The organism is Blautia coccoides (genome assembly GCF_034355335.1).
Taxonomy (GTDB): domain Bacteria; phylum Bacillota; class Clostridia; order Lachnospirales; family Lachnospiraceae; genus Blautia; species Blautia producta.
Genome location: NZ_CP136422.1, coordinates 4,724,277 through 4,747,082, shown reverse-complemented (window position 1 = coordinate 4,747,082; position 22,806 = coordinate 4,724,277). Strand labels below are relative to the sequence as shown.

Genomic DNA, 22,806 nt, shown 5'->3' with positions numbered 1-22,806 from the left:
ATGAAGGATAGAAAACTGAGGAAGAAAATCAGGGAGATCCCCATACCGGATCACCAGGAGGAGGCGCTTTTGCGTACAATATGGGCGGCGAAACAAACAGGGCTGCATCCTGAGAGACAGCGTATGACAAAAATGGAATTTTTCACAGGGCAGATTGGCTTTATAAGCGGCAAAGTATGGGCGGTAAAGCTGCTTGTGACATTTCTTTTGTTTTTGGGGATACTGGAGGCCGGTCTGAGATTTGAAAGCAGTGTCTGGCCTCTTATGTCTGTGGCGGCTCCGGTATTATGCCTGCTAAATGTCAATGAACTGTGTCATATCTGTATGCCCGGTATGCGGGAAATCCTGCAGACGGCCAGGCATTCCCTCAGAGAACAGCTACTGGTGCGCTTGTTCCTATTTGGCTTTATTGACGGGGCTGTGTGCATGGCAGGCGCACTGCTTGCCAGCGGCATGACTGCGGGACTTTTTTTACAAGCTGTCCTGTATTTTACGGCGCCTTTTTGTGTGATGTGCGCCGGATGCATGGCAGTCCTTGGACGGTGCAGAGACGAAAATGCTCTTTGGTATTGTACCGCGTGGGGTGGTTTCCTCATTGTAGTAATAAATATGCTGCGCTCAACAGCCATACCGGTATATGATGCAGACTGGATTTTTGGCTGGGGAATGGCGGCAGTTTTCGGAATTGCGGTTACGGCAGTGGAAACCAAAAGGCTTTTGAAAAATATGGGAGGTAATAACAGTGAAATTATCTATGGAACGGCTGACAAAACAGTTTAAGAATAAAATTGCAGTGGACAGAGTGAGTATGGAACTGGAGGAGGGGATTTATGGATTTTTAGGGGCTAACGGTGCGGGAAAGACAACACTTATGCAGATGCTGTGCGGAATTGTGACTCCCACATCGGGGGAGGTCAGACTGGATGGACGCAATAATATAGAAATGGGAGAGGCCTACCGGGATCTGCTTGGATATCTTCCCCAGGAATTCGGCTATTCCCCCAGCTTTACTGCCAGAGATTTTATGCTTTATATCGCAGCGGTGAAGGGGCTGATGCCTGCCTATGCAAAGAAAAAGACAAAAGAACTTCTGGAGCTTATTGATCTTTCAAAAGATGCAGACCGGAAAATCCGTACATTTTCCGGAGGTATGAAGCGGAGACTGGGCATAGCACAGGCGCTGCTCAATGATCCGAAGATACTGATCCTGGATGAACCCACCGCAGGCCTTGATCCAAAGGAGAGGGCTTATTTCAGAAATATGCTCTCCGGCCTTTCAAAGGACAGGATCGTTATTTTGTCCACACATATAGTCTCTGATGTGGAGTATATAGCTGACAGGATACTTATTATGAAAAAAGGTAAATTTATCATGAACGGCACAGTGACAGAGTTGACAGAAAGTATAAATGGAGAGGTTTGGGAATGTGAGGCTCAGGAGAGTACACTGAGAAGCCTGGACCACAGCATCTGTGTGGTCAATTCCCATCGCCAGGGGAAAAATATCCGCCTGCGCGCGGTCAGCCCTATAAAGCCCATGGAATCGGCTGTGCAGGCAGAGCCGAATCTGGAGGATTTATATCTGAGCGTATTTTATGATGAGACGGACGAGAGGGGGAGATGGTAGATGAGACAGTTGGTCAGGTATGAATGGAAAAAAATATGGGGGAGCCGGCTGAACCAGCTCACGGTACTGGGATGCTGTATGTTTCTGCTCTTCTGTGTCTATTCTGTAATTGCGCAGACCCATGCGGCAGATGAAAAAGGAAACAGTGTATACGGAATGGAGGCTGTGAAAATCCTGAAAGAAATGCCTACAGTACCAGTTACCCAGGAAAATGCGGAACAGCTTATGCAGGAGTATCTGGATTGTACAGAAGACCCGGCAATGAATTCAGATAAGGCGGAGACAAATTTTCTGAACGAGGAAGTATACAAAACTCTCTATAGAAGAAACAGGGAATTCTTCTCTCTCATGACGGCAAATTACCAGGGCAGCAGCAGAGAACTGAATATAAAAGAAGTGTTTCAGAAGAGCATGGGAAAAGATTTTTATAAGAGCCGGAGCGCGCAGCTTGCCATAGAGCTGGATGGCTTTGTGAAGACCGGTATGATACTGGACAGCCAGAAAGACTACTGGATCAAAAAGGATGAACAGGTCAGAGATCTGAAATTGGGCAGTTTTCAGTTCTGGAAAGATATGATAGATTCTGCGGGGTGGATCATGCTGATCATGCCCTTGATCTGTGTGGGCATTGCCCCCATGTTTGCAGGGGAGTACCAGACAGGCGCTGCCTCTATGCTGCTTACCATGCGCTATGGAAAGAGCCGGCTGGCAAGGGCAAAAATACTCACTGCTATCCTCTACGCGACGACTGTTTACTGGGGAATTGTACTGACGTATGCGGGGATTTACCTGATGATATTTGGTCCTCAGGGGGGAACCATTCCTATACAGGCCTATGACACTGCAAATTTTATCAGTTATTCCCTGACTATGTGGCAGGCTGTGCTGTTGGTGGCATTTCTGCATTACGGGGCAGTGCTCTGTATGACTGCTGCCACCCTGCTCCTCTCAGCCGTTTTTAAGAACAGCTATGGGGTCATTATTGTTGATTTTCTGCTGGTGCTGATACCAAGTTTCCTGTATGAAAGCTCAGGCGGTTATGTCTGGAAACATGTGCTTGCACTGGTGCCGTCTAAAATATCCGAGTTTCGTTTTACGGACTATCTGGCCTATAATATACCCGGAAGAGTGATCGGTCTGCCTGCCGCGCTGGCTGTGACGGATGCGATTTGTATTGTGGGATTTATTCTTGCCTCAGGATATGCGTTTAAGCGGCATCAAGTTAATAAGTAGAATTTTTTTGCGTCTTTATAGAAAATTTAAAAATGCATTTTATTCTGGATATAAGAACAGAAAGGTGTCTGAAAAGAGATTGAAAGAACAGAACCCGTTCTTATAGAAAGGATGAATGATATGAGTGAGTATATTTTGAGGACAGAAAACCTGAGTAAATCCTTCAAAGGCCGCAAAGCAGTGAGCAAAGTATCCCTGGCCATAGAAGAGGGATGTATCTACGGCCTTCTTGGGCCAAACGGGGCGGGAAAATCTACCCTGCTAAAAATGATCGCCGGAATGCTGAGGCCCACAGGAGGAAAGATCTATTTTGGGGATCATGAGTGGTGCAGAAAAGATCTGTACCAGATTGGAGCGCTGATCGAAAATCCTCCTATTTATGAAAATCTCACGGCAGAAGAAAATCTGAGGGTGCACACTCTCCAGCGGGGACTTCCTGAGGAGAGGATCCACCAGGTGCTGGAGACGGTGGATTTAAAACATACGGGAAAAAAGAGAGCCGGTCAGTTTTCCTATGGCATGAAACAGCGTTTGGGCATTGCAGCCGCACTTCTTGGAAATCCCAAACTTCTGATCCTGGATGAACCTACAAACGGTCTAGACCCCATCGGTATCCAGGAACTTAGGAATCTGATCCGCTGGTTTCCGGAACAGGGCATAACAGTCATTCTCTCCAGTCATATTTTAGGCGAGGTGCAGCAGACGGCAGACCGTATCGGCATCATAGCAGGGGGCGTGCTGGGATATGAGGGAGATGTCACCCGTGAGGAGAATCTGGAAGAACTCTTTATGGAAGTTGTGAGAAAGAATGGGAGGGACTGAGAGGATGCGGATGATTCGTGCGGAATTATTTAAAATGCGGCACTCTACAATGGGAAAACTGATATGGCTGGTGCCGGCCGCGGCGGTGGTGCTTGGATATCTCATAAGCATGGCTGGGCCTTATGCACAGCAGTTTACTTATAACATTTGGTATGGAACATTTTATCCCTGTCTGATCCCTCTTTTGTGTGCCATGAATATGCGCTGTGAGATCAGGCTTCATTACCAGGCTTTGCTCACCTCGCCGGAATTCGGTGCCGGACAGTGGGCGGCAAAATGCATTGCAGCGGCTCTGCGGCTGCTGCTGGCACAGGTGATCTTCTGGGGGGCTGTCAGCCTGCTTGGAATGATTTTTGTAACCGGGGTTCCTGTTGTTCGGGGCGGAGCGGGCGTGTTGTTAGTGTGGGCGGTCAGTTTGTGGCAGATTCCTTTTTATTTCATGCTGTCCTCTAAGATTGGGATGATACCTTCTGTCATTCTGGGGCTTCTGGCCGCTTTTTTCAGTTTTTCCGTGGTGGAAAAAGGACTTTTTTTCCTCTTTCCCTTTTCCATTGCAGACCGGCTTATGTGTCCTGTACTGCATATCCGCCCCAATGGGCTGCTGCTGGAACAGGGAGATGCCCTTTTGGATGCGTCTGTGTTTGTCCCGGGCATCTGTACAGGGTTTGCTTTGCTGGCGGCAGTGTTTTGGATCACTGCAAAATGGTGGATGAGACGGGAGGCAGTGTGAGATGGCGGAATTTTACAGATTTTTAAAAAGCAGGGCATATATGATGCGGCACTCACTCTTTTTTTCGGCTCATATCCTGATCCCGCTGGCGGGTATTTTCTTATATCTGGCATATATGGGAATCCGGCCGGCGAACGGCTGGGAACATTTGACTTCCTATGTGACACTTTTAGCCATGGCTTATCCTGCCGTCATCGGAATCGTGACGGCCATGCTTACGGACAGAGAAGCGAAAGCAGGGCATATGCAGAACCTTCTGGCGGCGCCCAGCCGTGTAAAAACCTTATCTTCAGAGCTGCTGCTGTTTCTGCTGCCCGGTTTTCTCGCGGTGGGAATCGCGCTGTTTGGTTATCAAGCGGTGCTTATCCTCAAAGGGGAAGGCATAGTGCTGGGGATCAGGGACCTTTTTTTACTCATATTTGTGCTTTGGGCATCGAATGTGCCTGTCTATGTCATTCATTTATTTTTAGGATTTCGTTTTGGCGAAGGGGTTACCATCGGTGCCGGTGTGGGGGAATCCGTCATCTCAGCCGTCATGCTGACAGGTCTTGGGGACGGTGTCTGGTATGTGTGGTGGCCATCCTACGGAATGCGCTTTTCTACTCTGCTGCTTGCCTTGAAACAGGGGGCAGGCGGGAGTTTGCTGCGTCAGATCCGTCTTGGGGGAATTTGCTATCTTACGGTTTCTGTGTTATCCTTGGTCATGATATTTATCTGGTTTCAGAGATTTGAAGGACGGAAAGAGGAGGCGTAAATATGGCGTCAATTTTGGCTGTGGATGATGACCTGCTGCTGCTTAAATTAATCAGAAAGATTTTGGAGAGGGATGGCCATCATGTCACTGCGGTGAGCGACCCTTTGGTGGTTAAGGATCTATCCCTGTCAGGCTATTCTCTGGTTTTACTGGATGTTATGATGCCCGGTATCGACGGTTTTGAATTATGCCGGCAGATTCGGGACCTGGCAGACTGTCCCATTGTATTTTTAACTGCCAAAAGCGGGGAGGAGGACATCCTTCGGGGGCTGGGTGTGGGCGGTGATGACTATCTGAAAAAGCCCTTTGGCGCTGAGGAGATACGTGCCAGAGTGAATGCGCACCTGAGAAGAGACCAGAGGGAGAAGAAGAATGCTGTGGAGGTGTCAGGTTTCCGTTTCTTTCTGGGAGCAAAAAAGATGGAGAAGGACGGACAGGTTTTGCCCCTTACGAAAGGGGAGTATGCCATCTGTGAGTATCTGGCACTGCATCACGGACAGACCTTGTCAAAGGAACAGATCTACGAGGGGGTGTTCGGCTATGACGCGGAAGGAGACAGCTCGGTGATCGCCATGCATGTGAAAAACATCAGGCAGAAAGCAGAGGGATTTGGAAAAATTCCTATACAGACCGTTTGGGGGATCGGATATACATGGAAAGAGAGAGAAGCTTAAAAGGACTTTTTATCAGATATCTCATAGGCTGGCTGTTTGGTTCAGTTTTTCTGGCTGTCATGGGATTTGTGGTGATGTCACTGGCCATGCAGAGCGGCTATATTTACCCGGCAAATTATGGGGATACAGAGTATGAGCAGGAGAAGGAAAATCTGAAAAACGCGGAGAGGATACAGGCAGATGATATTCCATCACTCATGACATATGCTCTTTATACAGAGGATGGGCAGTGGAAAGAAGGGACAATCCCCAAAAAAGACGCAGAAAAAGCATGGCAGGTAGGCCACAGGGGATATACCGGACTGGGACGTACCTTTTACCGCCTGATCGAGCGTGACGGGGAGATACTGGTGCTGTGTTATTCCATGAAAGCCCAGTTCACAGACCCGAAGCTGCGCAGATACTTGCCGGCAGCGGAGGAACTTATATATGGAATGGTTCTGCTGGGGATTCTGGGGTATCTTTTGTTCATGGCAGTGCGTTTCGGGAAAATGCTTGAGAAAAAGATGAACGGCATACAATATGCCATAGAAAAAATAGAGCAGGAAGATCTGGAATTCCAGGTGCCCAACTGCGGAGTCAGGGAGATTGACCGTATCGGAGAAGCTCTGGAGCGTATGAAGGAAGCCCTGAAAAAATCCCTGGTGAGTCAGTGGAAGATGGAGAAGGCAAAGCAGGAACGGATCTCTGCTCTCGCCCATGACCTAAAGACACCTATCACGATTGTGAGAGGATATAATGAACTGCTGTTGGAAAGCAGCCTTCAGGAGGAAGACAGGGCCTGCGCGGAGGCTATTGAGGTGAGTATCTGCCAGATGCAGGAGTATATGGAACAGCTTTTAGAAATGACAAGGGGCGGGGAAATACAAAAGCCCGAAAAAACAGTTGTCCGGGCAGATTCTTTTCTGGAAGAGATCCATAAAAAAGCCCAGGGACTAGCAGCGGAAAGACAGGCAGTTCTCATATGGGAGAGTGCTGATCTGGACAAAACCATATGGGCAGACCGGCAGCGTCTGGAGCGGGCGTTGCTGAATATTCTTGCAAACGGTGTGGAGTATGCAGGATCCGGAGGCAGGATATCCCTGCGTGCAGAGGCGCTTGGAGAGGTTCTGGAGATTTGTGTGGAGGACAGCGGTTCCGGATTTACCCAGGAGGCGCTCAGAAAAGGAAAGGACGAATTCTATACGGGCAGCAGTGCCAGAAACGGGGGCAGGCATTCCGGATTGGGGCTGTTTATCGCAGACCGCATCATAGGAGAGCATGGAGGCAGGCTGGAGTTGAGAAATTCAGAAACACTTGGGGGTGGATGTGTGAAAATATATCTGCCCTGGAAACGATAGAGAATCAGTCAGTGCAGGCCGTGGCGTGCCTGAAAATGTATTTCTGTGAATTGGGAAGGAACATTTTGCGGAAAACAGTTTCAGGATACGTTCCAGGGCTTTTCTGCTTTGTGGAGAAAAGCCATTGGCCTGTATTTTTTATAAATAAAAGTTCGTTTTATCTTGACAATTATTTTATCATTTAATATAATAAAACATATGAACAACTATTCATATGTTTGCGGCGAAAGGGTGGTAAAAATGAAATACGATGTTTATGCAAAAGCCATTTGGTTTATCTTTTCTAAAGATTGTTTTAATAGTTTAGCAGAGAAAAATATTTTAATTAATCGACAATTCAAACGCAGTTGTAAAAACGAATATAAAAATATGATTCAGAACACACCATCAATCGGTAGTATGAAAGAAAATACAATGTCTTTAATCTTATTGTTTGCATGTATGATTTTTTCAATTTATAAAACATGTGATATTGATTTAACTTCAAATGATGTTAGAAGTATGTTTCAAAAAATTGAACAAAATCCAATTATGAATAAATTTTCAAAGAAATCTGTGTTTACTGAAAAATGGCAATCTCGCAGACAAGCTATGGCAAAAAGGTCATTAAAGAATAAGTTTGAATATGACTGGCAATCTGAACTCATACAAGGTACTAGTTTAAACGAATTTGAACTACGATTTTTCACATGCGGTATCTGCAAATTAGCTAAAAGAGAAAATGCAACTGACATTGTAAAAGAACTATGCAGATTTGATTATTGGATGGCTGAAAAAATGGGAGCAACACTGGTAAGAAATCAAACCATAGCAGATGGAAGTCCCACTTGCGAATTTAATTATCACAAAACGGAAATATAATTATTTCTATTAGTGAACTATCAATCAAATGATTTGAAAGGAGTTTCCTATGAAAAAAGAATTTATACTAGAAGGACTAACTTGTTATAATTTTCGCTCTTACTGGCAAGGCTATATTTCTTATACTTGGAGCATTTGGAATAGCTTCTATGTGGGAAGCAGTATTTGTTGATGTGGGAGTAGCAGGAACTATCATAAGTGAAAGTCATTTGGTTCATCAATTTGAAGTAATTTATAAACATATTTTAATGCAGTTTCAACTTTCTCTTTTTTCTTAACATAAGATTTTTTTGAAATCTAAAGCAATTGAAGTAAGTCCATAGATTATAAGATCAGCTAATAAATCATAATCATTTTCTGGAATTTCGCCAGATGAGTGTAAGTATGATAATATTCGTGATATTGATTATCTTCTTTTGTTTCTTCTTTCTCTTCTTGTAACATATACAATCCAATCATATTTAATCTTTGTTGAAATGTTAATTCTCTATTTTTTATTAATTCAAAAGTGACCAATTTCTTTCGGCTCCTTCGTTATTATTATTAAGAGTGATCATTCTGGTGCAAAAGCAGAGGGGAGGATAAGGGTGGAAAACAAGAGAGAAAACCGGTCAGATTCTGAGCTTTTGGAATACATATTCATGAAATACAGAAACGGGATGTACGCTGTGGCCTTTTCTATCCTGCACGATGAATATCAGGCGGAGGACGCGGTGGGAGACGCCTGTGAAAAATTCATTCCATATATAGGAAGATGCAGGACAATGGAGGAGCAAAAGATAAAAACCCTGTTGACCCGGTTCGTAAAAAATGCGGCTATAGACATATACAGAAAAAATAGGCGGGAACAGGGCAATGTATCTGTAGAAGAGCAGGAGTGGATAGCAGATGCGTACAGGCCCATAGAAGCCTATATGAAAAGCCTGCAGTACAAGGAGCTGATTCAGGAGATTAGAAAAGTATTGCCGGCACATTATTGGGAAGTGGTGTGTTTGAGGTATTTTGAAGGTATGCCGGTTCATGAAATAGCCCTGCGCCTGAACCTGAGCGAGGAAAATGTCTATTCCAGGCTGCGCCGGGCAAAGGAAAAGGCGAGAAATGTATTGGGAGGTGAAATGGATGAAGGATGACCGGAAGAAAAAATATGACCGGGAAGACAGCGTGGATACCATATTATATCTGATGGGGCAGACGTGGGAGATGGAGCAAATGGAAGAAAACAGTGGGGAGCACAAATTTTCTGATACATTTGAAGCGCGCCAGAGGGATTTGTTAGACAGAGTGGAAAAAGGAGACTTCACAACTGAAAAATGCAGGGGGAGAAAATATATGAGCAAGAAGAAACTGATCACACTTACTGCGGCAGCCGTAATGCTGGCAGGTCTGGCGATCACAGCCAGCGCATCCGACTTTTTCGGACTGAAAAGTATACTGGTCGACGATGAGATACATCCTGTTGTGGAAAAAGAATATGTCTACGAAAATGCAGAAGGCCAGGAACAGACGGGCAAAGAAAAAGAAGCTGTAAACATGGTGGCCCACGCGCTTGCGGGGAGCAATGAATATAAAGCGGCGCAGGAGTGGAGCAGCTATTTCCTGGAAAATATGGAGTCAGAAGAAGAGCTGCAGGCTGTAGGGGAAGTCAGCAAAAACGGCCTTCCTGAGGAATTGGAAAAATACAGTGCATATCACGCAATCAGCCAAAAGACAGCGGATAAAATTGACGAAATAACCGAAAAATATGATTTGAAGCTGTTGAGTGAGCCGGAGACAACAGAAAACTATGAGGAGATCATGGACAGGACCGGCATCAGTGACTTTATTTTGGACAAAGAGCATTTGATATGGGCTTATGCCAGAACATTCCCCGAGGGGAATTTCAATGGGGATATCAGTGTCAAACTGGAAGAGAATCAGCCGGAAAACCGATATGTGGGCGGCATGTCCGTAAACAGAAACGGTGTATTCGGAGATCTTGTCCTGAATATGGGAGACCTGTCTGATTATGAGGAGTGGGAATATACAAACGGCAATGGGGATAACGTTGAACTTATGATCAATCATATTACAAAACACAGCTATATCTTTTACAGTGGAACACAGAATTTTGTACTTGTCAATATGCTGGATGTCTGGGATGAAAATGTATATATGGATACAGAAGGGGGATATGTCAATGTTCTGACAAACGAACCGGCTGAGGGGCCTGTCTCCCTGTCAAAGGAACAGCTGCAGAATCTGGCAGACATGATCGATTTCTCGGTATTTTAGTCTAACATAACAGGCAGTTGATAGAGCCTTTCCGGCAATTACGGGAAGGCTCAAATTATCTGGCCGGATAGAACACGGGTCTTATGGCTGAAATTGGACAGGTGTACTGCAGTATGGTATAGTGTGAATGTAGAACGAAAGAATAGGATTTACTGCATGGAGGGCATATGAAGATCAAAAAGAATGTACTGTCGCCGGAGGAATATTACAGGCTGTTTACATCAGTGGGATGGGAAGTTCCACCTATGGAACAGATCAGGGCGGCTTTAGAGCACAGTTTGTGCACGTTTTCTGTCTGTGATGGAGAGCGTGTGATCGGAATGGCAAGGTTACTGGGGGATTCGGCCATGACGTTTTATATTAAGGATTTGGCTGTAGAGACAGGATATCAGGGACGAGGGGTGGGAAGACTGCTGATGGAGTCCGTTCAGGAGTATATAGAAAGCCAACTGCCGGAAGGGTGGAAAGCCAGTGTGGAGTTGATGAGCGTAAAAGGAAAAGAAGAATTCTATAAAAGGTTTGCTTTTGAAGAATGGGACGGGACAGGAATGATCCACATGGCAGGCAGATGAATCAGAAGATGACATACAGTTGTCATGTTTCCTGGTGTAAAATATAGGTATCTTAATGTCAGTCCTTTTAAGGGTTGCACAGAGGGTAAAATACTGGAGTACTGCGGAAGATGCCGCGATTTTTCCTGTGAGCCATTAAGGAGTTTTTCCTATTTAGAGGAAGAAGGAGACAATAGATGGTGCATTGAGCAGTGCAGGATTTGGAGTGAAATATGAAAAAGATAATGAATTATGAAGACTTTACAGAGGTTCTGATGGAGGCGGGTTTCTCCATGGGCGGCGGCAATCCCGAAGGGATTTATTCCATTATAGACTGGGATTGGGACAAGGAACCGCCCTATGAGACTCCGGTCAAATGGCACACTGGGGATAAGGAGACGGACCCCTGGGAATGGCGTATGCGTGTGCTGGATGAGAGAAATGATACGGCCTATGCAAAATTCTTTTTTAAAAAGAGCGGATATATCACAAAGGAATGGTATCCTTATTTCTTTGCCTGCCGCAGAGGAGGTATGGATTTTGCGGATATGTATCAGGAAGGCCGGGTCAGCAATGAGGCAAAACGTATCTATACCTGTATAGAAGAACAGGGGGTGATGCCTCTACACGATTTGAAGAGATCAGCCGGGTTCGGAAAGGAAGACAAGTCACGTTTTGACAGGGCATTGGTGGAACTGCAGATGAACTTTTTTCTGACTATATGCGGAAAAAGACATAAACTCAGCGCAGAGGGAAAGCCTTACGGCTGGGATTCCACTGCTTTTTGCAAAACGGAGGATTTCTGGGAGAGGGAAGTTTTGGAGCTGGCGGCGGCAGTTGACATTAGGGAGGCGCAGGAGAGGATACGGGAACAGGTTTTGAGGCTGAACCCCTTAGCCACAGAAAAAAATATACAGAAATTTATTTACGGCAGAGCTGGGAAAAGGGCAGGGATCTGATCCGAAACCCAAGCCGGAACATGCAGGGAATGAGTAAAGAAATCATGAACAAAAGAGCGGGCAGGTATATCCGGATATATTTGGATATACCTGCCTTTTTTCATTTGACCGTGACGATCCGCAATCCTGCAAAAGAGCAGCTCTGTGAACAGTAACGGTTTTGCGATACACAGACAGGAGCATTTTGCTCCGTATGTTGCCGGCTGCCGGGAACAAGAGAATTATATAGCATTTTCCTCATAGCAGTGATAGAATAAAAATAAATCTAACAACCCAAATATAACGAAAGAATCATTGAGGATTTAAGATGCAGGAAGATTGTAATTATAAAGACCTTCTGGAGGAGAACAGAAAGTTAAGAGAAAATATCACTTATCTGAAAAAATATGATCAGGTGACAAATTTATACAACCGGGAAGCTTTCTGCGCGTCAGCCGAAGAGATCATGCGGCAGAATCCTCAGACCCGTTTTGAAATCATCTGTATCGATATTGAGCGGTTTAAATTAGTAAATGAATTGTACGGCAGGGAGCAGGGGGACCTGCTTTTGAAATATGTGTCAGGACAGCTAAAATGCATGATCCGGGAAGGTAAAAGTGTTGCGGGGAATCTGAGGGATGATGTCTTTGCACTCTGCGTTCCAGCGGAGGATGAGTCAAGTACAGTGAACCGGATACTTGGGATCTTCAGTGAAAAACCCATGGATGCACAGGCTGTTCCCGCAGTCGGCATTTACCGAACGGAGGGGGAAGAACCGGCAGTGGGAAATATGTGTGACCGGGCGCTGATGGCTTTAAACTCTATCAAGGGCAATGACCATCACGTAGCAGTGTACCGGGAGGGGATGCGGGAAAAACTGCTCAGGGAGCAGGAGATCACTAACAGTATGGCGGCAGGGATCAAAAACAGGGAATTCAAAATCTATATGCAGCCAAAGTGTAATATGGAAAGCGGAAAAGTTGTAGGGGCAGAAGTGCTGGTGCGCTGGCAGCATCCGGAAAAAGGTCTGCTGTTGCCGGGGGATTTTGTGCCTCTGTTTGAGAAGAACCATTTTATAGAAAAACTGGATCTATATGTCTGGGAAGAGACGGCAGCCTGGGTTAGACGTTGGCTTGATAAAGGCGGACCGTGTGTTCCCGTATCTGTCAATCTGTCGCGCATGGACATTTTTGATATGGACGTGTGTTCTGTTTTGACGGACATTATGGAGCGGTATCAGATCCCATCCGGTATGATAGAGCTGGAGATTACAGAGAGTGTATATGCCGGCCAGCCGGAGCGGATAATCAAAGAGACAGAAAAACTGAAAAAAAGTGGATTTACTATTCTGATGGATGATTTCGGAAACGGATATTCTTCCCTGAATATGTTAAGCAGCACCAATATTGATATTTTGAAAATGGACATGCGTTTCATGGAAGGGGAAGGGCTGAAAAGTCTGGGAATCCTAGACGCTGTATTGCATATGAGCAAATGGCTGAACCTTCCGGTGATCGCTGAGGGCGTCAATAAGGAGCAGCATGTGAAAACCCTGCGCAGTGTGGGCTGTGTCTATGGACAAGGATTTTATTACTACTGTCCTATGAGCGTTGAGGAGTTTGAGCATTTGCTTCATTCACCGGGAAAGGTGGATTTTTCTGATGGAGGCAAAAAAAAGGTTGGAAGCAGCCACTTGCTGGATTTGAGCGATCTGTTCCACAAAGATACGCTGACTGACCGCCTCCTTGGCAATATTACAGGCGCTGTGGCTCAGTACAGCTACGACGGTACTTCTCTCTGCGTTTTGAGAGCCAATGGAGAATACTACAGGCTGATGGATGAATACTGGATGAGTGAGAGTGGTCATGTGGATGTTATGCAGGATATTCTTCCTGAGGACAGAGAGAAGATGACAGAGGCGCTGGCTAAGGCAAAACAGAGCAAAGAGGAGGAGGGCGCGGAAGTATTTGTGAGAAAAAGAAAAGGGAAATCCGTTCTTTGGCTCAGAGTCCGCTTTTTCTGTCTGACTTCCCAATATGGAAATGATATATTTTACGCAGCTCTCTCAGATGAAACGGTTCGCATGAACAGTATCGAGAGCCTGCGTATCAGTGAGGAACGCTTCCGTCTGGCTATGGAGGCCACCAATACAGTGATCTTTGAGCTGGACACAGAGACGCGGACAGCCTATTATTCAGAATACGCACAGAAGGCCTTCGGCCTGAACGCCACGGTTGCAAATGCGCCGGAAGGATTTATCGAGCAGGACACAGTTTGCGAGGGATATGAGGAAACCTTCCGTGAAATATACCGCGCCATATACAGGGGAGAGGACAGAGCGTCCTGCGTGGTCAAGGCGAAAATGGGGGATGGAAGCATTGTCCGCAACCGTATTACGCTCACTGCGATCAAGAATAAAGAAGGCAGAACGGTGAAGGCAGTGGGGATGGTGGAAAATGTATCCTACGGCGAGGTGGAAGATGAAAAAAGATAAAACGGCGCCAGGCTCCTTTAAAAAGATATACAGGGTAGATTTACAGGTTTTTCTTATGACGGCCATTATTGTGGTGATCTCGTGCGGGATCACCTTTGTGGTGAGTTACTGCCTTACCTATAACGGTATGATACGGGCGCTCCGGTCCAGGGCAAACAGCATTTATGAGTATGCGGACGGCAGATTGGATGTGGAAACCTTTCGGGGGTTGAACAGCAGGGCAGACGGTACATCTTATCTTTATCAGGAGGCAAAAAAGACTCTGGAAAATGTCAGGACAGCCACAGGCGTCAGATATCTGTATACCGCAAAAGAAAAAGAAGACGGTACCTTTATCTATCTGGTGGACGGACTGCCGGTTAAGAGCAAAGATTTTCGTTATATAGGAGATGCCATTGAGCCGGAATGCATTCCGGATATGAAAATGGCCATGGAGAACCAGGTAGTGCTCCCGAAAAAGATCAAGCATACTAGTTGGGGTAATGTTTTTATCGCTTATTTTCCTATGCATGATGAAGAACGGGTGGTGGGCGTGCTGGGTATCGAATTTGATGCGTCTGACCAATATCGCACCTTCAGAAGTATGCAGCTTGCGGCGCCTGTTATCATCTGTATATTCTGTATCATCACTGCTGTCATAGCGGTTATGCTGTTCCGCAGGATTTCTAATCCCGCTTATCAGGATATGGCCAATACGGATCTGCTCACAGGACTGAAAAACAGAAATGCCTTTGAGGTAGATATCCATAACCTGGAGACAGTAAAGGTAAAGAGCGGATTTGCCTTTGTCTCTGTGGATTTAGACGGCTTAAAGCGTATCAATGACACCTTTGGTCACGCTGCCGGAGATAAGTATATCCAGGCAGGATGCAAAATCTTAAAATCCTATCTTCCGAAGCAGGCGACTCTGTACCGGACAGGAGGAGATGAGTTTACTATTATTTTAAAAGAAGTTCCCCGTGAACATATTATGGAAATGATAGAAAAATCATGCCGGAGGAGACGTGTTGACGGTCTGTCTGCCGATACAGAGATTCAGATGTCAGCAGGATATGCTTTCTATGATGAGGAAACAGATGCGTCTCTTGAAGATACCTATAAAAGAGCGGACGCACAGATGTATGAACAGAAAAAGGAAAAGTATAGAGATAAAATCTTTATCGGAGGAGTTTTATGAGGATCATATTGAAAAGAGAGCTGGACCCAATATACGAAACCCTTGCGCTGCTCAGTATTGAGGATTTGAATAAGTGGCGGGAAGAAGTCATCCTGGAACTGAGTGACTGCGGGCTTGGCGGAGAGGCTTTTTATCAGAAACATTTCCCTGTCATTGAAAAATATATCAGGACTTTTTTGAAATATAAAGTAAAGACGCCGCAGGAGGAATTTTTCTACAAAGACAAATCTCTTGATATGTTTTTCTGGATCGCAGCCCTGGCAGTGGAAAACCGCGAATATGTGGAACACCCTGAAACGGCTGATCCTGACAGGCTTCGCAGAAAAATAGCATATTACCTGGTGGATGTGGAGAAGAATCAGAATATAAAGTCAGAGGATGACCTGCCTGACATTTCAGAGGAAAAGGCGCTTTTAGAATTCATGGATACCCTGAGTATTGAGAGCCGGGAAATGTGGTATGTCCTGAATTGGCTGAGAAAACCGGTCTGGTGGTTGCAGCAGCTCAGCGAAATGCTGAAACTGAACCTTCCGGCATTTGAAAAAGCAAGGCAGTCTGTGAAAAAACCTCTGGAAAAGCTTTTGCTGAAAAATGATGACACGGAAGCGTACAATTATTCAAAAATTGCAGAATCCAGTGGAAAAGACCATGTTGTCTATATGTCACTGGGAACGCCTATGGCACAGATCATTATGGAAACACGGGGATATCAGGGGGTTCTTCTGGGGTATTTGAATACGGGGAAAGGCTTGGGAAGTGACGCCAAGGAGATCATCATCCGCCAGGCAAAGTCACTCAGCGACAAGAGTAAGCTTGATATCCTGTGTGATCTGAAACGTTCAAAAAAGTTTAATCTGGAGCTGGCTGAAAGCCTGGGGCTGTCACCTTCAACCGTTTCTCACCATATGAACTTCCTGTTGATATGCGATTTTGTCTCAGTGGAGAAGAGGGATGGGAAAGTTTATTATTGCCTGCAGACTGAGTCCATACGGGAGTTTCTGAAAAATGTGGAGGAGATGCTTTTATAGCATCTCCTCCATTTTATTATCATAACAGATTGGCTCTGTGACAGCATAAACGTTGTCGCTGTGATGGGGAAGAAAAATAGTGTGAAATAAAAATAGTGTGAAATAAAAGTGCCGGATTTGGAAAAAGTATAGTCGGCGTGAGGGTTCTTTTGAAAATTGATTTGATTGATATGAAATTAATTTGACATATATAAAATAATATGATATTTTATATGCATGAAATATATTTCAAGTATATAAAATTAACTTGCTGTTATCAAACTGGATTTAATAGGAATAAAAAGACTAACTATTAAAGAAAGTCAATAAATAGTTTCAAAAACAGAGATGTTTTGAGTATAGTGGCGATGACTTATTCATCGCAATCAGTACCTTGAAAATTGCATGACAAATAGAGCATCGAGTATGATGCTCTGACAAGAAGATATGATGTTGGAAGAATTAGATTGCTTTTTGGTATTGCTGTCCAGTGCGTTCGAGATGATAAATTAGCCGAACTAGTTTCTTGGTCGCGTGAGACATTGCAACATAGTAATGCTTGCCTTCAGCTCGTTTCTTGGCAAGATAAGCCTTGTAGGTTGGATCCCATAGACAAACATATGCGGTTGCATTAAACAGAGCATATCTAAGGTATCTAGAACCACGTTTTTCCATTCTGGCATAACAGTTATCTAACTGGCCGGATTGATAGGTAGAAGGCGACATTCCTGCATAAGCAAGGATCTTATCTGGAGAGTCGAATTGGCTAAAGTCACCTATTTCAGCAATAATCATGGCACCCATTCGATAGCTGATTCCAGGAATGCTAAGGATTGGAGAATTGATTTCATCCATGATGACTTTAATCTCGTTTTCAATCTCTTCGATTTCAGAATCTAGCTCTCTAATGAGCTTAATGGTGTGCTTTAATTCAAGCGATTTAGCTGGCATATTTGAACCGATAGAGGTTCTTGCAGCCTCTCTAAAAGCGATAGAGGTTTCTTTTGTGTAGTGGCCTTTAGATGCGGTTTCAAGAAGATTTGAAAGTCTTGTGAGATGTGCATTAGCTACCTGTTTTGCACCAGGAAATTCGTAGAGTAACTCATAAACAGAATTCTGATGAAGTGTTGGAACAAGCTTTTCTAACTCAGGGAAAAGGATACATACAAGACGGGATATAGATGTTTTAAGCTTCGCGCGTTCTTTAACTTTATCAAAACGATAGCGAGTAAGTGACTTAAGCTCTTCGTTGTGATACGATGTGTCTGAGTAGGACTTTAAGTTCACGTCAGACATTAGCATAGAAGCAATTGTATGGGCATCAACTTTATCCGTTTTCGTCTGTCTAAGGCTTAGACTTTTTCTGTACAGATTAGTATGTAACGGGTTGATAACAAAGGTGGCCAGACCTTTATCAAGCAGATATCCGAGAAGATTGTAACTATAGTGTCCAGTGGCTTCTAGGCCTACTTTTACTTTAGAAGCATCTTCCATAACGGATTCTATTTTCTGATAAAGCTCGTCGAACCCATCGAGATTGTTTTTGATGGTAAAAGCCTTGAAAAGGACTTCGCCATCAGAGTTTGTGATAAAGCAATCATGCTTATCTTTTGCGACATCAATTCCTACGTAAATCATATAGGACCTCCTGATATAAAGTATTGATACTGTCTTAAGATCCACAGGGCTCCTTGCAATCGTAACCTACTTCTTGATAAACCGTCATGCGGTAACTAACTGATTAACAAATAAACAAAGAGACTGTGGTTGGAGCCTTTTTTAAACCATCAAGTGGTAGGAGGTGATAACCAATCCACAGTATCTTAAAATAGCATAGTCAAACCTGTAGAAAAGGTAAAGAAAGACTATGACTTTATATAATAGTAGGAGGAATAAAATGAAGCTATATAAGTCGAAAGACCGTCTGTTCCTGGCAGGCACCATTTTCTTTGGAGGGGTGTCCTCACTGTTGGCGGCTTTTGTCTCTATTTTGCTGCAGAGAGTGATAGACGTGGCGGCTGCAGGGGATGCGGCAGGATTTTACAGGGTGCTGGTCGTGATGCTGGTCTATCTGGGGGCGCTGGGAGGCGTCAGTCTTCTGGAAGCTTTGATGGGAAAGTTCCTGTTGAGGAATGTGACCAGGAATCTGCGTGACAGGGTTTTTAAGGGAGTGATGAAACGGAAACCGGAAAAATATGCTTCCCGGAACACTGCCGATTACCTGTCTGCTCTTGTAAATGACGTGAAACTGGTGGAGGATAATTATCTGATCCCGCTGTTGCTTTGTGTTCAGATGGCTGTGCTGTTTTTAGCTACCCTGGGAATCCTTTTTTACTTAAGTCCCATGGTGACAGTTATTCTGCTGGGATTTCTGGTGGTTTTGTTTGCTGTGCCTGCACTTTTGGGAAAAAAGCTCCAGGAGAGGCAGGATGCATATTCGGAACAGCTGTCTGTATTCACCGTGGCGGCAAAAGATTTTCTTAACGGCTATGAAGTGATAAGGGGATATTCCGCTTTTTCCTGTATTATGGGCAGATTTGTGAAGGTGAATAGGGAAACCGCAGGAAAAAAGTTTGCGGCAGACAGGCTGATGGCAGTCAATGAGAGCTTTTCTGATATTTTTTCTTCCCTGACGGTTATTGTGATCGTATTTGTGGCCGCCTGGCAGATGATGCAGGGAAAGATCACCATGGGAACACTTCTTGCGCTGATCCAGCTTAGCGGGACTTTTGTCACTCCGGTGGTAATGCTTCTGCAGAATTTTCCTAAGATACAGGGGATTCAACCGGTTATGGAGCATCTGGCGGAGTTAATGGAATGTGAAGAAGACGACAGAGTAGGAATGGATGGCCGTGCTGAAATACCGGGACTGCAAAGTGCCATTCAATGTACAGATCTTACATTCGCCTATACGGAGGAGCATCCGGTGCTGGAGCATGAGAATTTTCTGTTTGAGGCGGGAAAGAAATACGCCATTGAAGGCCGGAGCGGATGCGGAAAGTCCACACTTATCAAACTTTTGACCGGATATTCCAGGAATTTTGAGGGACAGATATACATAGACGGAATTTCTGTGAAAGAGATGAACCAGCAGGAGATCAACAGGAGGATAGCAGTGATCCATCAGAATGTGTTTCTCTTTGACACGGATATCCGTGACAACATCTGTCTGGGACAGAAGTACACAGAGGAAGAGATATATGCAGCCCTGCGGGAAAGCGGAATGTGGGAGTATCTGTCCGGCCTTGAAAACGGTATCGATACAAAGGTAGGGGAAAACGGTCAACTCCTGTCAGGAGGACAAAGACAGCGTATCGCTGTAGCCCGAGCGCTGATCAGAAAGACTCCTGTTCTTATATTGGATGAGGGGACTTCTGCCATTGACCCGGAAACCGCATTTGAAATCGAAAAGAATCTGCTGGCAAGAAAAAATCTGACGGTCATTACCATAACACACCATATGGACAAACGCCTTGCAGGACAGTACGATGCCATTTTGAGGCTGGAGGCTGCTTGATTGTTTGTAAAAATTGCGATATGCTGTATTTAAATCCTAACTGTTCAGATAATCCGAACGGTTACTTAAAATCAACAGCCCCTCATCCATATAACATATACGGTTTCTCAAAAGTATTTTAAGGTATACAGAGAGGGAAAATGGCAAAAATGGCAAATGACAGAAACGGAGAGAGATACATGACAATAGACAAAATCGCCCATATTCATACGGATTTCCCCACAAAGTTCGGCATTCCCCGCCAGAGCGGCCTGGTGAAAGAGCTTGCCGGGACCGTGATATTTGAACCAAAGTACAGAAACCCTGATGCTGTCCGCGGTCTGGAGGAATTTTCCCATATCTGGCTTATCTGGGAATTTTCAGAGTCTGCAAGAGACACCTGGTCCCCTACGGTACGGCCGCCCAGATTGGGCGGAAATACCAGAAAAGGAGTGTTTGCCACCCGTTCTCCTTTTCGCCCGAATCCCATAGGCCTGTCCTGTGTCCGTTTGGAGAAGATTGAAATCCTTCCCGAATACGGCCCCGTTCTCCATGTGACAGGGGCGGATTTAATGGATGGAACACCGATTCTTGATATCAAGCCCTATGTACCTCACTCAGACAGCCACCCGGAGGCAGACGGCGGTTTTGCGTCCAGACACAGAGAGGACAGGCTGGAGGTGGAATTTCCACAGGAACTGGAAGAAATAGTACCGGAAGATAAGAGAGCAGCCCTTAGGGGAGTCCTGGCAAATGATCCGAGGCCTGCATACCAGAACGACCCGGAGCGGGTCTACGGATTTGGTTTTGCCGGGATGGAAATCCGCTTTACAGTCAGAGAGGGATGCCTTACCGTCTGTGAAGTGGTGCCTCAGGTATGAAAATGATCGCGCAGACCTGCTTGAATGGCTGCAAAAAACAGTGACCATTCAGCGAGCCTGCGCACTTTCATCGGTATTGATCTATAAAATGTGTATTTTATATTTTTCCAGCCAGTAATTTACCTGCAGCATATATGCAAGCATCTGGGGGCCTGCCATGAGCTGTCCGTAGAAGGGCTTTCCATAGTCGGAGGGACTTTCCAGAAATGTATGGACTTTGCGGGTGTCCAGAAGCTGCCGGATCGGGGCGTTGGGGTCTGCCAGAACCTCTTTTAGGCGGTCTCCCAGGAGTTTTTCATAGGCCGGGTCATAAGTCTTGGGATAGGGACTCTTTTTCCTCCAGAGGATTTCTCCGGGGAGATACCTTTCTCCGGCGTGGCGCAGCAGCCCTTTGACAATGCCATTGGGGCATTTCATATTCCATGGGACATTGAAGACATATTCCACGATCCGATAGTCTGCCAGAGGAACCCTGGCTTCCAGGCCGGAGTACATGCTGGTGCGGTCCATACGATCCAGAAGTGTTGCCATAAACCACCGCAGGTTCAGGTAGGAGATTTCCCGACGTCGTTTTTCTTCCGGTGCTTCACCGGGAAGAAGGGGAGTCTCACGGATGGTTTTTTCATAGGCAGCGTGAGCGTATTCCTCCATGCGAAGAGACTGGGCAAAATCGTCACACAGCAGGATTTTTCTGGGTTCCATGCTCATGGACCAGGGAAAATCATTCCCCTCAAAGGCCTCTTTTTTATGGAACCATGGATATCCTCCGAAAATTTCATCTGCACACTCTCCTGTGAGAGTCACCTTGTTGTGCTCTACTACCTGGGAGCAGAAATAGAGCATGGAGGATTCCACATCTGCCATGCACGGCAGATCTCTGGCATCCACAGCCTTGAACAGACAGTCCACCTGGGCCATATTGTCGCACTCCAAAAAGCGGTGGTTTGTGCCTGCGTACTCCACCATTTTTTCTACCCATGGACGGTCAAGACTGGGCTGGAAGGCGTTAGATTTGAAAAATTTTTGATTGTCTTTAAAATCAAAGGAGAAGGTGTTTAGGACTTTTCCCTGTTTTTTCAGTTCCGCGGCACAGATGGACGTGACAAGACTGCTGTCCACACCGCCGGAGAGGAAGGTGCTGATAGGAATATCAGAGAGCATCTGCTTTTTTACAGCATCCTCCACAAGCCAGGCGGTCTTTTCCACTGTCTTTTCAAAAGAATCTGTGTGGGGGCGGCTTTCCAGCTTCCAATACGCATGTTCAGAGACACCGTTGCCGTCCAGCGCCAGACAGTGGCCGGGAAGTACCTCATATACACCTTTAAATACCCCTTTTCCGTAACTTTTGGCAGGACCCAGGGCGAATATTTCACAGAGACCCTCTCTGTCCAGTTCTGGTGTCACACCGGGATAGGCAAAAAGCCCTTTGATCTCAGAGGAGAATACGAAAGAGCTGTCAGCCCAGGTATAGAAGAGTGGTTTGATCCCCAGACGGTCCCTGCTCAGGCAGAGGCGGTTTTTATGGGAATCCCAGAGCGCTATGGCAAAAATTCCGTTTAGCTTTTTGAGATATTCCTCCCCGTGCAGCATAAATCCATGGAGTATCACTTCCGTATCACTGGCGGTCCTGAAGACGGCCCCTTCCTTTTCCAGTTCTCTTTTCAGCTCAGGCATGTTGTATATTTCACCGTTGTAGACAATGGCATAAGTCCCGGAAGCATCTGTGTATATCATGGGCTGATGGCCTGTGACAAGATCAATGATCTCCAGTCTTACATGGGCCAGGCCGCAGCCTCTGTCCAGATAAGTACCCTGGTCATCTGGTCCCCGGCGTTTCTGTATCCGGTTCATTTTATCTAATATGTGATTCCATTTCCCCTCCTCCTCAAAAAAATTTCCTTTCGGATCACAAAATCCTGCGATTCCACACATAGCAATTCTCCTTTCTGC

Annotated in this window: 20 protein-coding genes and 1 pseudogene; 19 read left to right on the top strand and 2 right to left on the bottom strand. The window is 45.5% G+C overall.

The features are described 5' to 3' along the window. From BLCOC_RS21335 to BLCOC_RS21255, 17 genes and pseudogenes are all read left to right on the top strand, one after another. On the top strand, nucleotides 1–780 hold the full coding sequence (locus tag BLCOC_RS21335; protein ID WP_029468046.1) for a hypothetical protein: 780 nt from the start codon (nucleotides 1–3) through the stop codon (nucleotides 778–780). Further along, nucleotides 743–1,627: an ABC transporter ATP-binding protein gene (locus BLCOC_RS21330; protein WP_165907340.1), complete on the top strand. Its 885-nt coding sequence runs from the start codon at nucleotides 743–745 to the stop codon at nucleotides 1,625–1,627. The genes BLCOC_RS21335 and BLCOC_RS21330 overlap by 38 nt, the downstream gene beginning before the upstream one ends. Beyond that, nucleotides 1,628–2,860 (top strand): ABC transporter permease, encoded by a 1,233-nt coding sequence (locus BLCOC_RS21325; protein WP_115623310.1) that lies wholly within the window; start codon nucleotides 1,628–1,630, stop codon nucleotides 2,858–2,860. It begins immediately after the preceding gene. Nucleotides 2,861–2,980: 120 nt separating this feature from the next. Then, nucleotides 2,981–3,682, top strand: coding sequence for a lantibiotic protection ABC transporter ATP-binding protein (locus BLCOC_RS21320; protein ID WP_029468049.1), 702 nt, complete (start codon nucleotides 2,981–2,983; stop codon nucleotides 3,680–3,682). Between the two features lie 4 nt (nucleotides 3,683–3,686). After that, nucleotides 3,687–4,412, top strand: a complete 726-nt coding sequence (locus tag BLCOC_RS21315; RefSeq protein WP_165907339.1) for a lantibiotic immunity ABC transporter MutE/EpiE family permease subunit — start codon at nucleotides 3,687–3,689, stop codon at nucleotides 4,410–4,412. A 1-nt stretch (nucleotide 4,413) separates the two neighbouring features. After that, entirely contained in the window at nucleotides 4,414–5,166 is a 753-nt protein-coding gene (locus BLCOC_RS21310) for a lantibiotic immunity ABC transporter MutG family permease subunit (protein ID WP_115623308.1), read from the top strand. Between the two features lie 2 nt (nucleotides 5,167–5,168). Then, nucleotides 5,169–5,840 (top strand): response regulator transcription factor, encoded by a 672-nt coding sequence (locus BLCOC_RS21305; RefSeq protein WP_018594496.1) that lies wholly within the window; start codon nucleotides 5,169–5,171, stop codon nucleotides 5,838–5,840. Further along, on the top strand, nucleotides 5,819–7,180 hold the full coding sequence (locus BLCOC_RS21300) for a sensor histidine kinase (RefSeq protein ID WP_115623307.1): 1,362 nt from the start codon (nucleotides 5,819–5,821) through the stop codon (nucleotides 7,178–7,180). Before BLCOC_RS21305 ends, BLCOC_RS21300 begins: the two co-directional genes overlap by 22 nt. 240 nt (nucleotides 7,181–7,420) lie before the next feature. Then, a complete protein-coding gene (locus BLCOC_RS21295) occupies nucleotides 7,421–8,041 on the top strand; it encodes an L-2-amino-thiazoline-4-carboxylic acid hydrolase (RefSeq protein WP_165907338.1) in 621 nt (206 codons plus the stop codon). A gap of 86 nt (nucleotides 8,042–8,127) precedes the next feature. Then, nucleotides 8,128–8,319 (top strand): annotated as a pseudogene (locus tag BLCOC_RS27665) (hypothetical protein); the annotation flags it as partial. Between the two features lie 309 nt (nucleotides 8,320–8,628). Beyond that, nucleotides 8,629–9,171: an RNA polymerase sigma factor gene (locus BLCOC_RS21285; protein ID WP_115623303.1), complete on the top strand. Its 543-nt coding sequence runs from the start codon at nucleotides 8,629–8,631 to the stop codon at nucleotides 9,169–9,171. Further along, nucleotides 9,161–10,312 carry a hypothetical protein gene (locus tag BLCOC_RS21280; RefSeq protein WP_115623302.1) on the top strand — a complete coding sequence of 384 codons (1,152 nt, stop codon included), beginning with the start codon at nucleotides 9,161–9,163 and terminating at the stop codon, nucleotides 10,310–10,312. The genes BLCOC_RS21285 and BLCOC_RS21280 overlap by 11 nt, the downstream gene beginning before the upstream one ends. A gap of 167 nt (nucleotides 10,313–10,479) precedes the next feature. Beyond that, the gene (locus BLCOC_RS21275) at nucleotides 10,480–10,884 is read left to right on the top strand and encodes a GNAT family N-acetyltransferase (protein WP_115623301.1); all 405 of its coding nucleotides are present in this window, start codon (nucleotides 10,480–10,482) and stop codon (nucleotides 10,882–10,884) included. 212 nt (nucleotides 10,885–11,096) lie between these two features. Beyond that, on the top strand, nucleotides 11,097–11,822 hold the full coding sequence (locus BLCOC_RS21270; protein ID WP_115623300.1) for an AlkZ-related protein: 726 nt from the start codon (nucleotides 11,097–11,099) through the stop codon (nucleotides 11,820–11,822). Nucleotides 11,823–12,129: 307 nt separating this feature from the next. Then, the gene (locus BLCOC_RS21265; RefSeq protein WP_115623299.1) at nucleotides 12,130–14,295 is read left to right on the top strand and encodes an EAL domain-containing protein; all 2,166 of its coding nucleotides are present in this window, start codon (nucleotides 12,130–12,132) and stop codon (nucleotides 14,293–14,295) included. Then, nucleotides 14,282–15,472, top strand: a complete 1,191-nt coding sequence (locus BLCOC_RS21260) for a GGDEF domain-containing protein (RefSeq protein ID WP_165907337.1) — start codon at nucleotides 14,282–14,284, stop codon at nucleotides 15,470–15,472. The genes BLCOC_RS21265 and BLCOC_RS21260 overlap by 14 nt, the downstream gene beginning before the upstream one ends. Then, nucleotides 15,469–16,500 (top strand): ArsR/SmtB family transcription factor, encoded by a 1,032-nt coding sequence (locus BLCOC_RS21255; RefSeq protein ID WP_115623297.1) that lies wholly within the window; start codon nucleotides 15,469–15,471, stop codon nucleotides 16,498–16,500. The genes BLCOC_RS21260 and BLCOC_RS21255 overlap by 4 nt, the downstream gene beginning before the upstream one ends. 441 nt (nucleotides 16,501–16,941) lie before the next feature. On the opposite strand, the gene BLCOC_RS21250 is transcribed toward BLCOC_RS21255, so the two are convergent. Then, on the bottom strand, nucleotides 16,942–18,117 hold the full coding sequence (locus BLCOC_RS21250) for an IS110 family RNA-guided transposase (protein WP_115622538.1): 1,176 nt from the start codon (nucleotides 18,115–18,117) through the stop codon (nucleotides 16,942–16,944). A gap of 259 nt (nucleotides 18,118–18,376) precedes the next feature. On the opposite strand from BLCOC_RS21250, the gene BLCOC_RS21245 reads away from it, so the two are divergent. After that, a complete protein-coding gene (locus tag BLCOC_RS21245) occupies nucleotides 18,377–19,996 on the top strand; it encodes an ABC transporter ATP-binding protein (RefSeq protein ID WP_029468062.1) in 1,620 nt (539 codons plus the stop codon). A 140-nt stretch (nucleotides 19,997–20,136) separates the two neighbouring features. Further along, the gene (tsaA, locus tag BLCOC_RS21240; protein WP_081732566.1) at nucleotides 20,137–20,856 is read left to right on the top strand and encodes a tRNA (N6-threonylcarbamoyladenosine(37)-N6)-methyltransferase TrmO; all 720 of its coding nucleotides are present in this window, start codon (nucleotides 20,137–20,139) and stop codon (nucleotides 20,854–20,856) included. Between the two features lie 81 nt (nucleotides 20,857–20,937). Here tsaA and asnB read toward each other — a convergent pair whose 3' ends face one another. Then, complete coding sequence (gene asnB / locus BLCOC_RS21235; protein ID WP_115623296.1) at nucleotides 20,938–22,788, bottom strand: asparagine synthase (glutamine-hydrolyzing); 1,851 nt, start codon at nucleotides 22,786–22,788, stop codon at nucleotides 20,938–20,940. Nucleotides 22,789–22,806: the final 18 nt, after the last annotated feature.

Bases quoted from the DNA above. Each gene is read 5' to 3' on its own strand.
- BLCOC_RS21305 (WP_018594496.1), top strand. From the start codon at position 5,169: ATGGCGTCAATTTTGGCTGTGGATGATGACCTGCTGCTGCTTAAATTA.
- BLCOC_RS21250 (WP_115622538.1), bottom strand. From the start codon at position 18,117: ATGATTTACGTAGGAATTGATGTCGCAAAAGATAAGCATGATTGCTTT.
- BLCOC_RS21310 (WP_115623308.1), top strand. From the start codon at position 4,414: ATGGCGGAATTTTACAGATTTTTAAAAAGCAGGGCATATATGATGCGG.
- BLCOC_RS21245 (WP_029468062.1), top strand. From the start codon at position 18,377: ATGAAGCTATATAAGTCGAAAGACCGTCTGTTCCTGGCAGGCACCATT.
- BLCOC_RS21315 (WP_165907339.1), top strand. From the start codon at position 3,687: ATGCGGATGATTCGTGCGGAATTATTTAAAATGCGGCACTCTACAATG.
- BLCOC_RS21260 (WP_165907337.1), top strand. From the start codon at position 14,282: ATGAAAAAAGATAAAACGGCGCCAGGCTCCTTTAAAAAGATATACAGG.
- BLCOC_RS21335 (WP_029468046.1), top strand. From the start codon at position 1: ATGAAGGATAGAAAACTGAGGAAGAAAATCAGGGAGATCCCCATACCG.
- BLCOC_RS21270 (WP_115623300.1), top strand. From the start codon at position 11,097: ATGAAAAAGATAATGAATTATGAAGACTTTACAGAGGTTCTGATGGAG.
- BLCOC_RS21295 (WP_165907338.1), top strand. From the start codon at position 7,421: ATGAAATACGATGTTTATGCAAAAGCCATTTGGTTTATCTTTTCTAAA.
- asnB (WP_115623296.1), bottom strand. From the start codon at position 22,788: ATGTGTGGAATCGCAGGATTTTGTGATCCGAAAGGAAATTTTTTTGAG.
- BLCOC_RS21280 (WP_115623302.1), top strand. From the start codon at position 9,161: ATGAAGGATGACCGGAAGAAAAAATATGACCGGGAAGACAGCGTGGAT.
- BLCOC_RS21320 (WP_029468049.1), top strand. From the start codon at position 2,981: ATGAGTGAGTATATTTTGAGGACAGAAAACCTGAGTAAATCCTTCAAA.
- BLCOC_RS21255 (WP_115623297.1), top strand. From the start codon at position 15,469: ATGAGGATCATATTGAAAAGAGAGCTGGACCCAATATACGAAACCCTT.
- BLCOC_RS21300 (WP_115623307.1), top strand. From the start codon at position 5,819: ATGGAAAGAGAGAGAAGCTTAAAAGGACTTTTTATCAGATATCTCATA.
- BLCOC_RS21265 (WP_115623299.1), top strand. From the start codon at position 12,130: ATGCAGGAAGATTGTAATTATAAAGACCTTCTGGAGGAGAACAGAAAG.
- BLCOC_RS21325 (WP_115623310.1), top strand. From the start codon at position 1,628: ATGAGACAGTTGGTCAGGTATGAATGGAAAAAAATATGGGGGAGCCGG.
- BLCOC_RS21275 (WP_115623301.1), top strand. From the start codon at position 10,480: ATGAAGATCAAAAAGAATGTACTGTCGCCGGAGGAATATTACAGGCTG.
- tsaA (WP_081732566.1), top strand. From the start codon at position 20,137: ATGGCAAAAATGGCAAATGACAGAAACGGAGAGAGATACATGACAATA.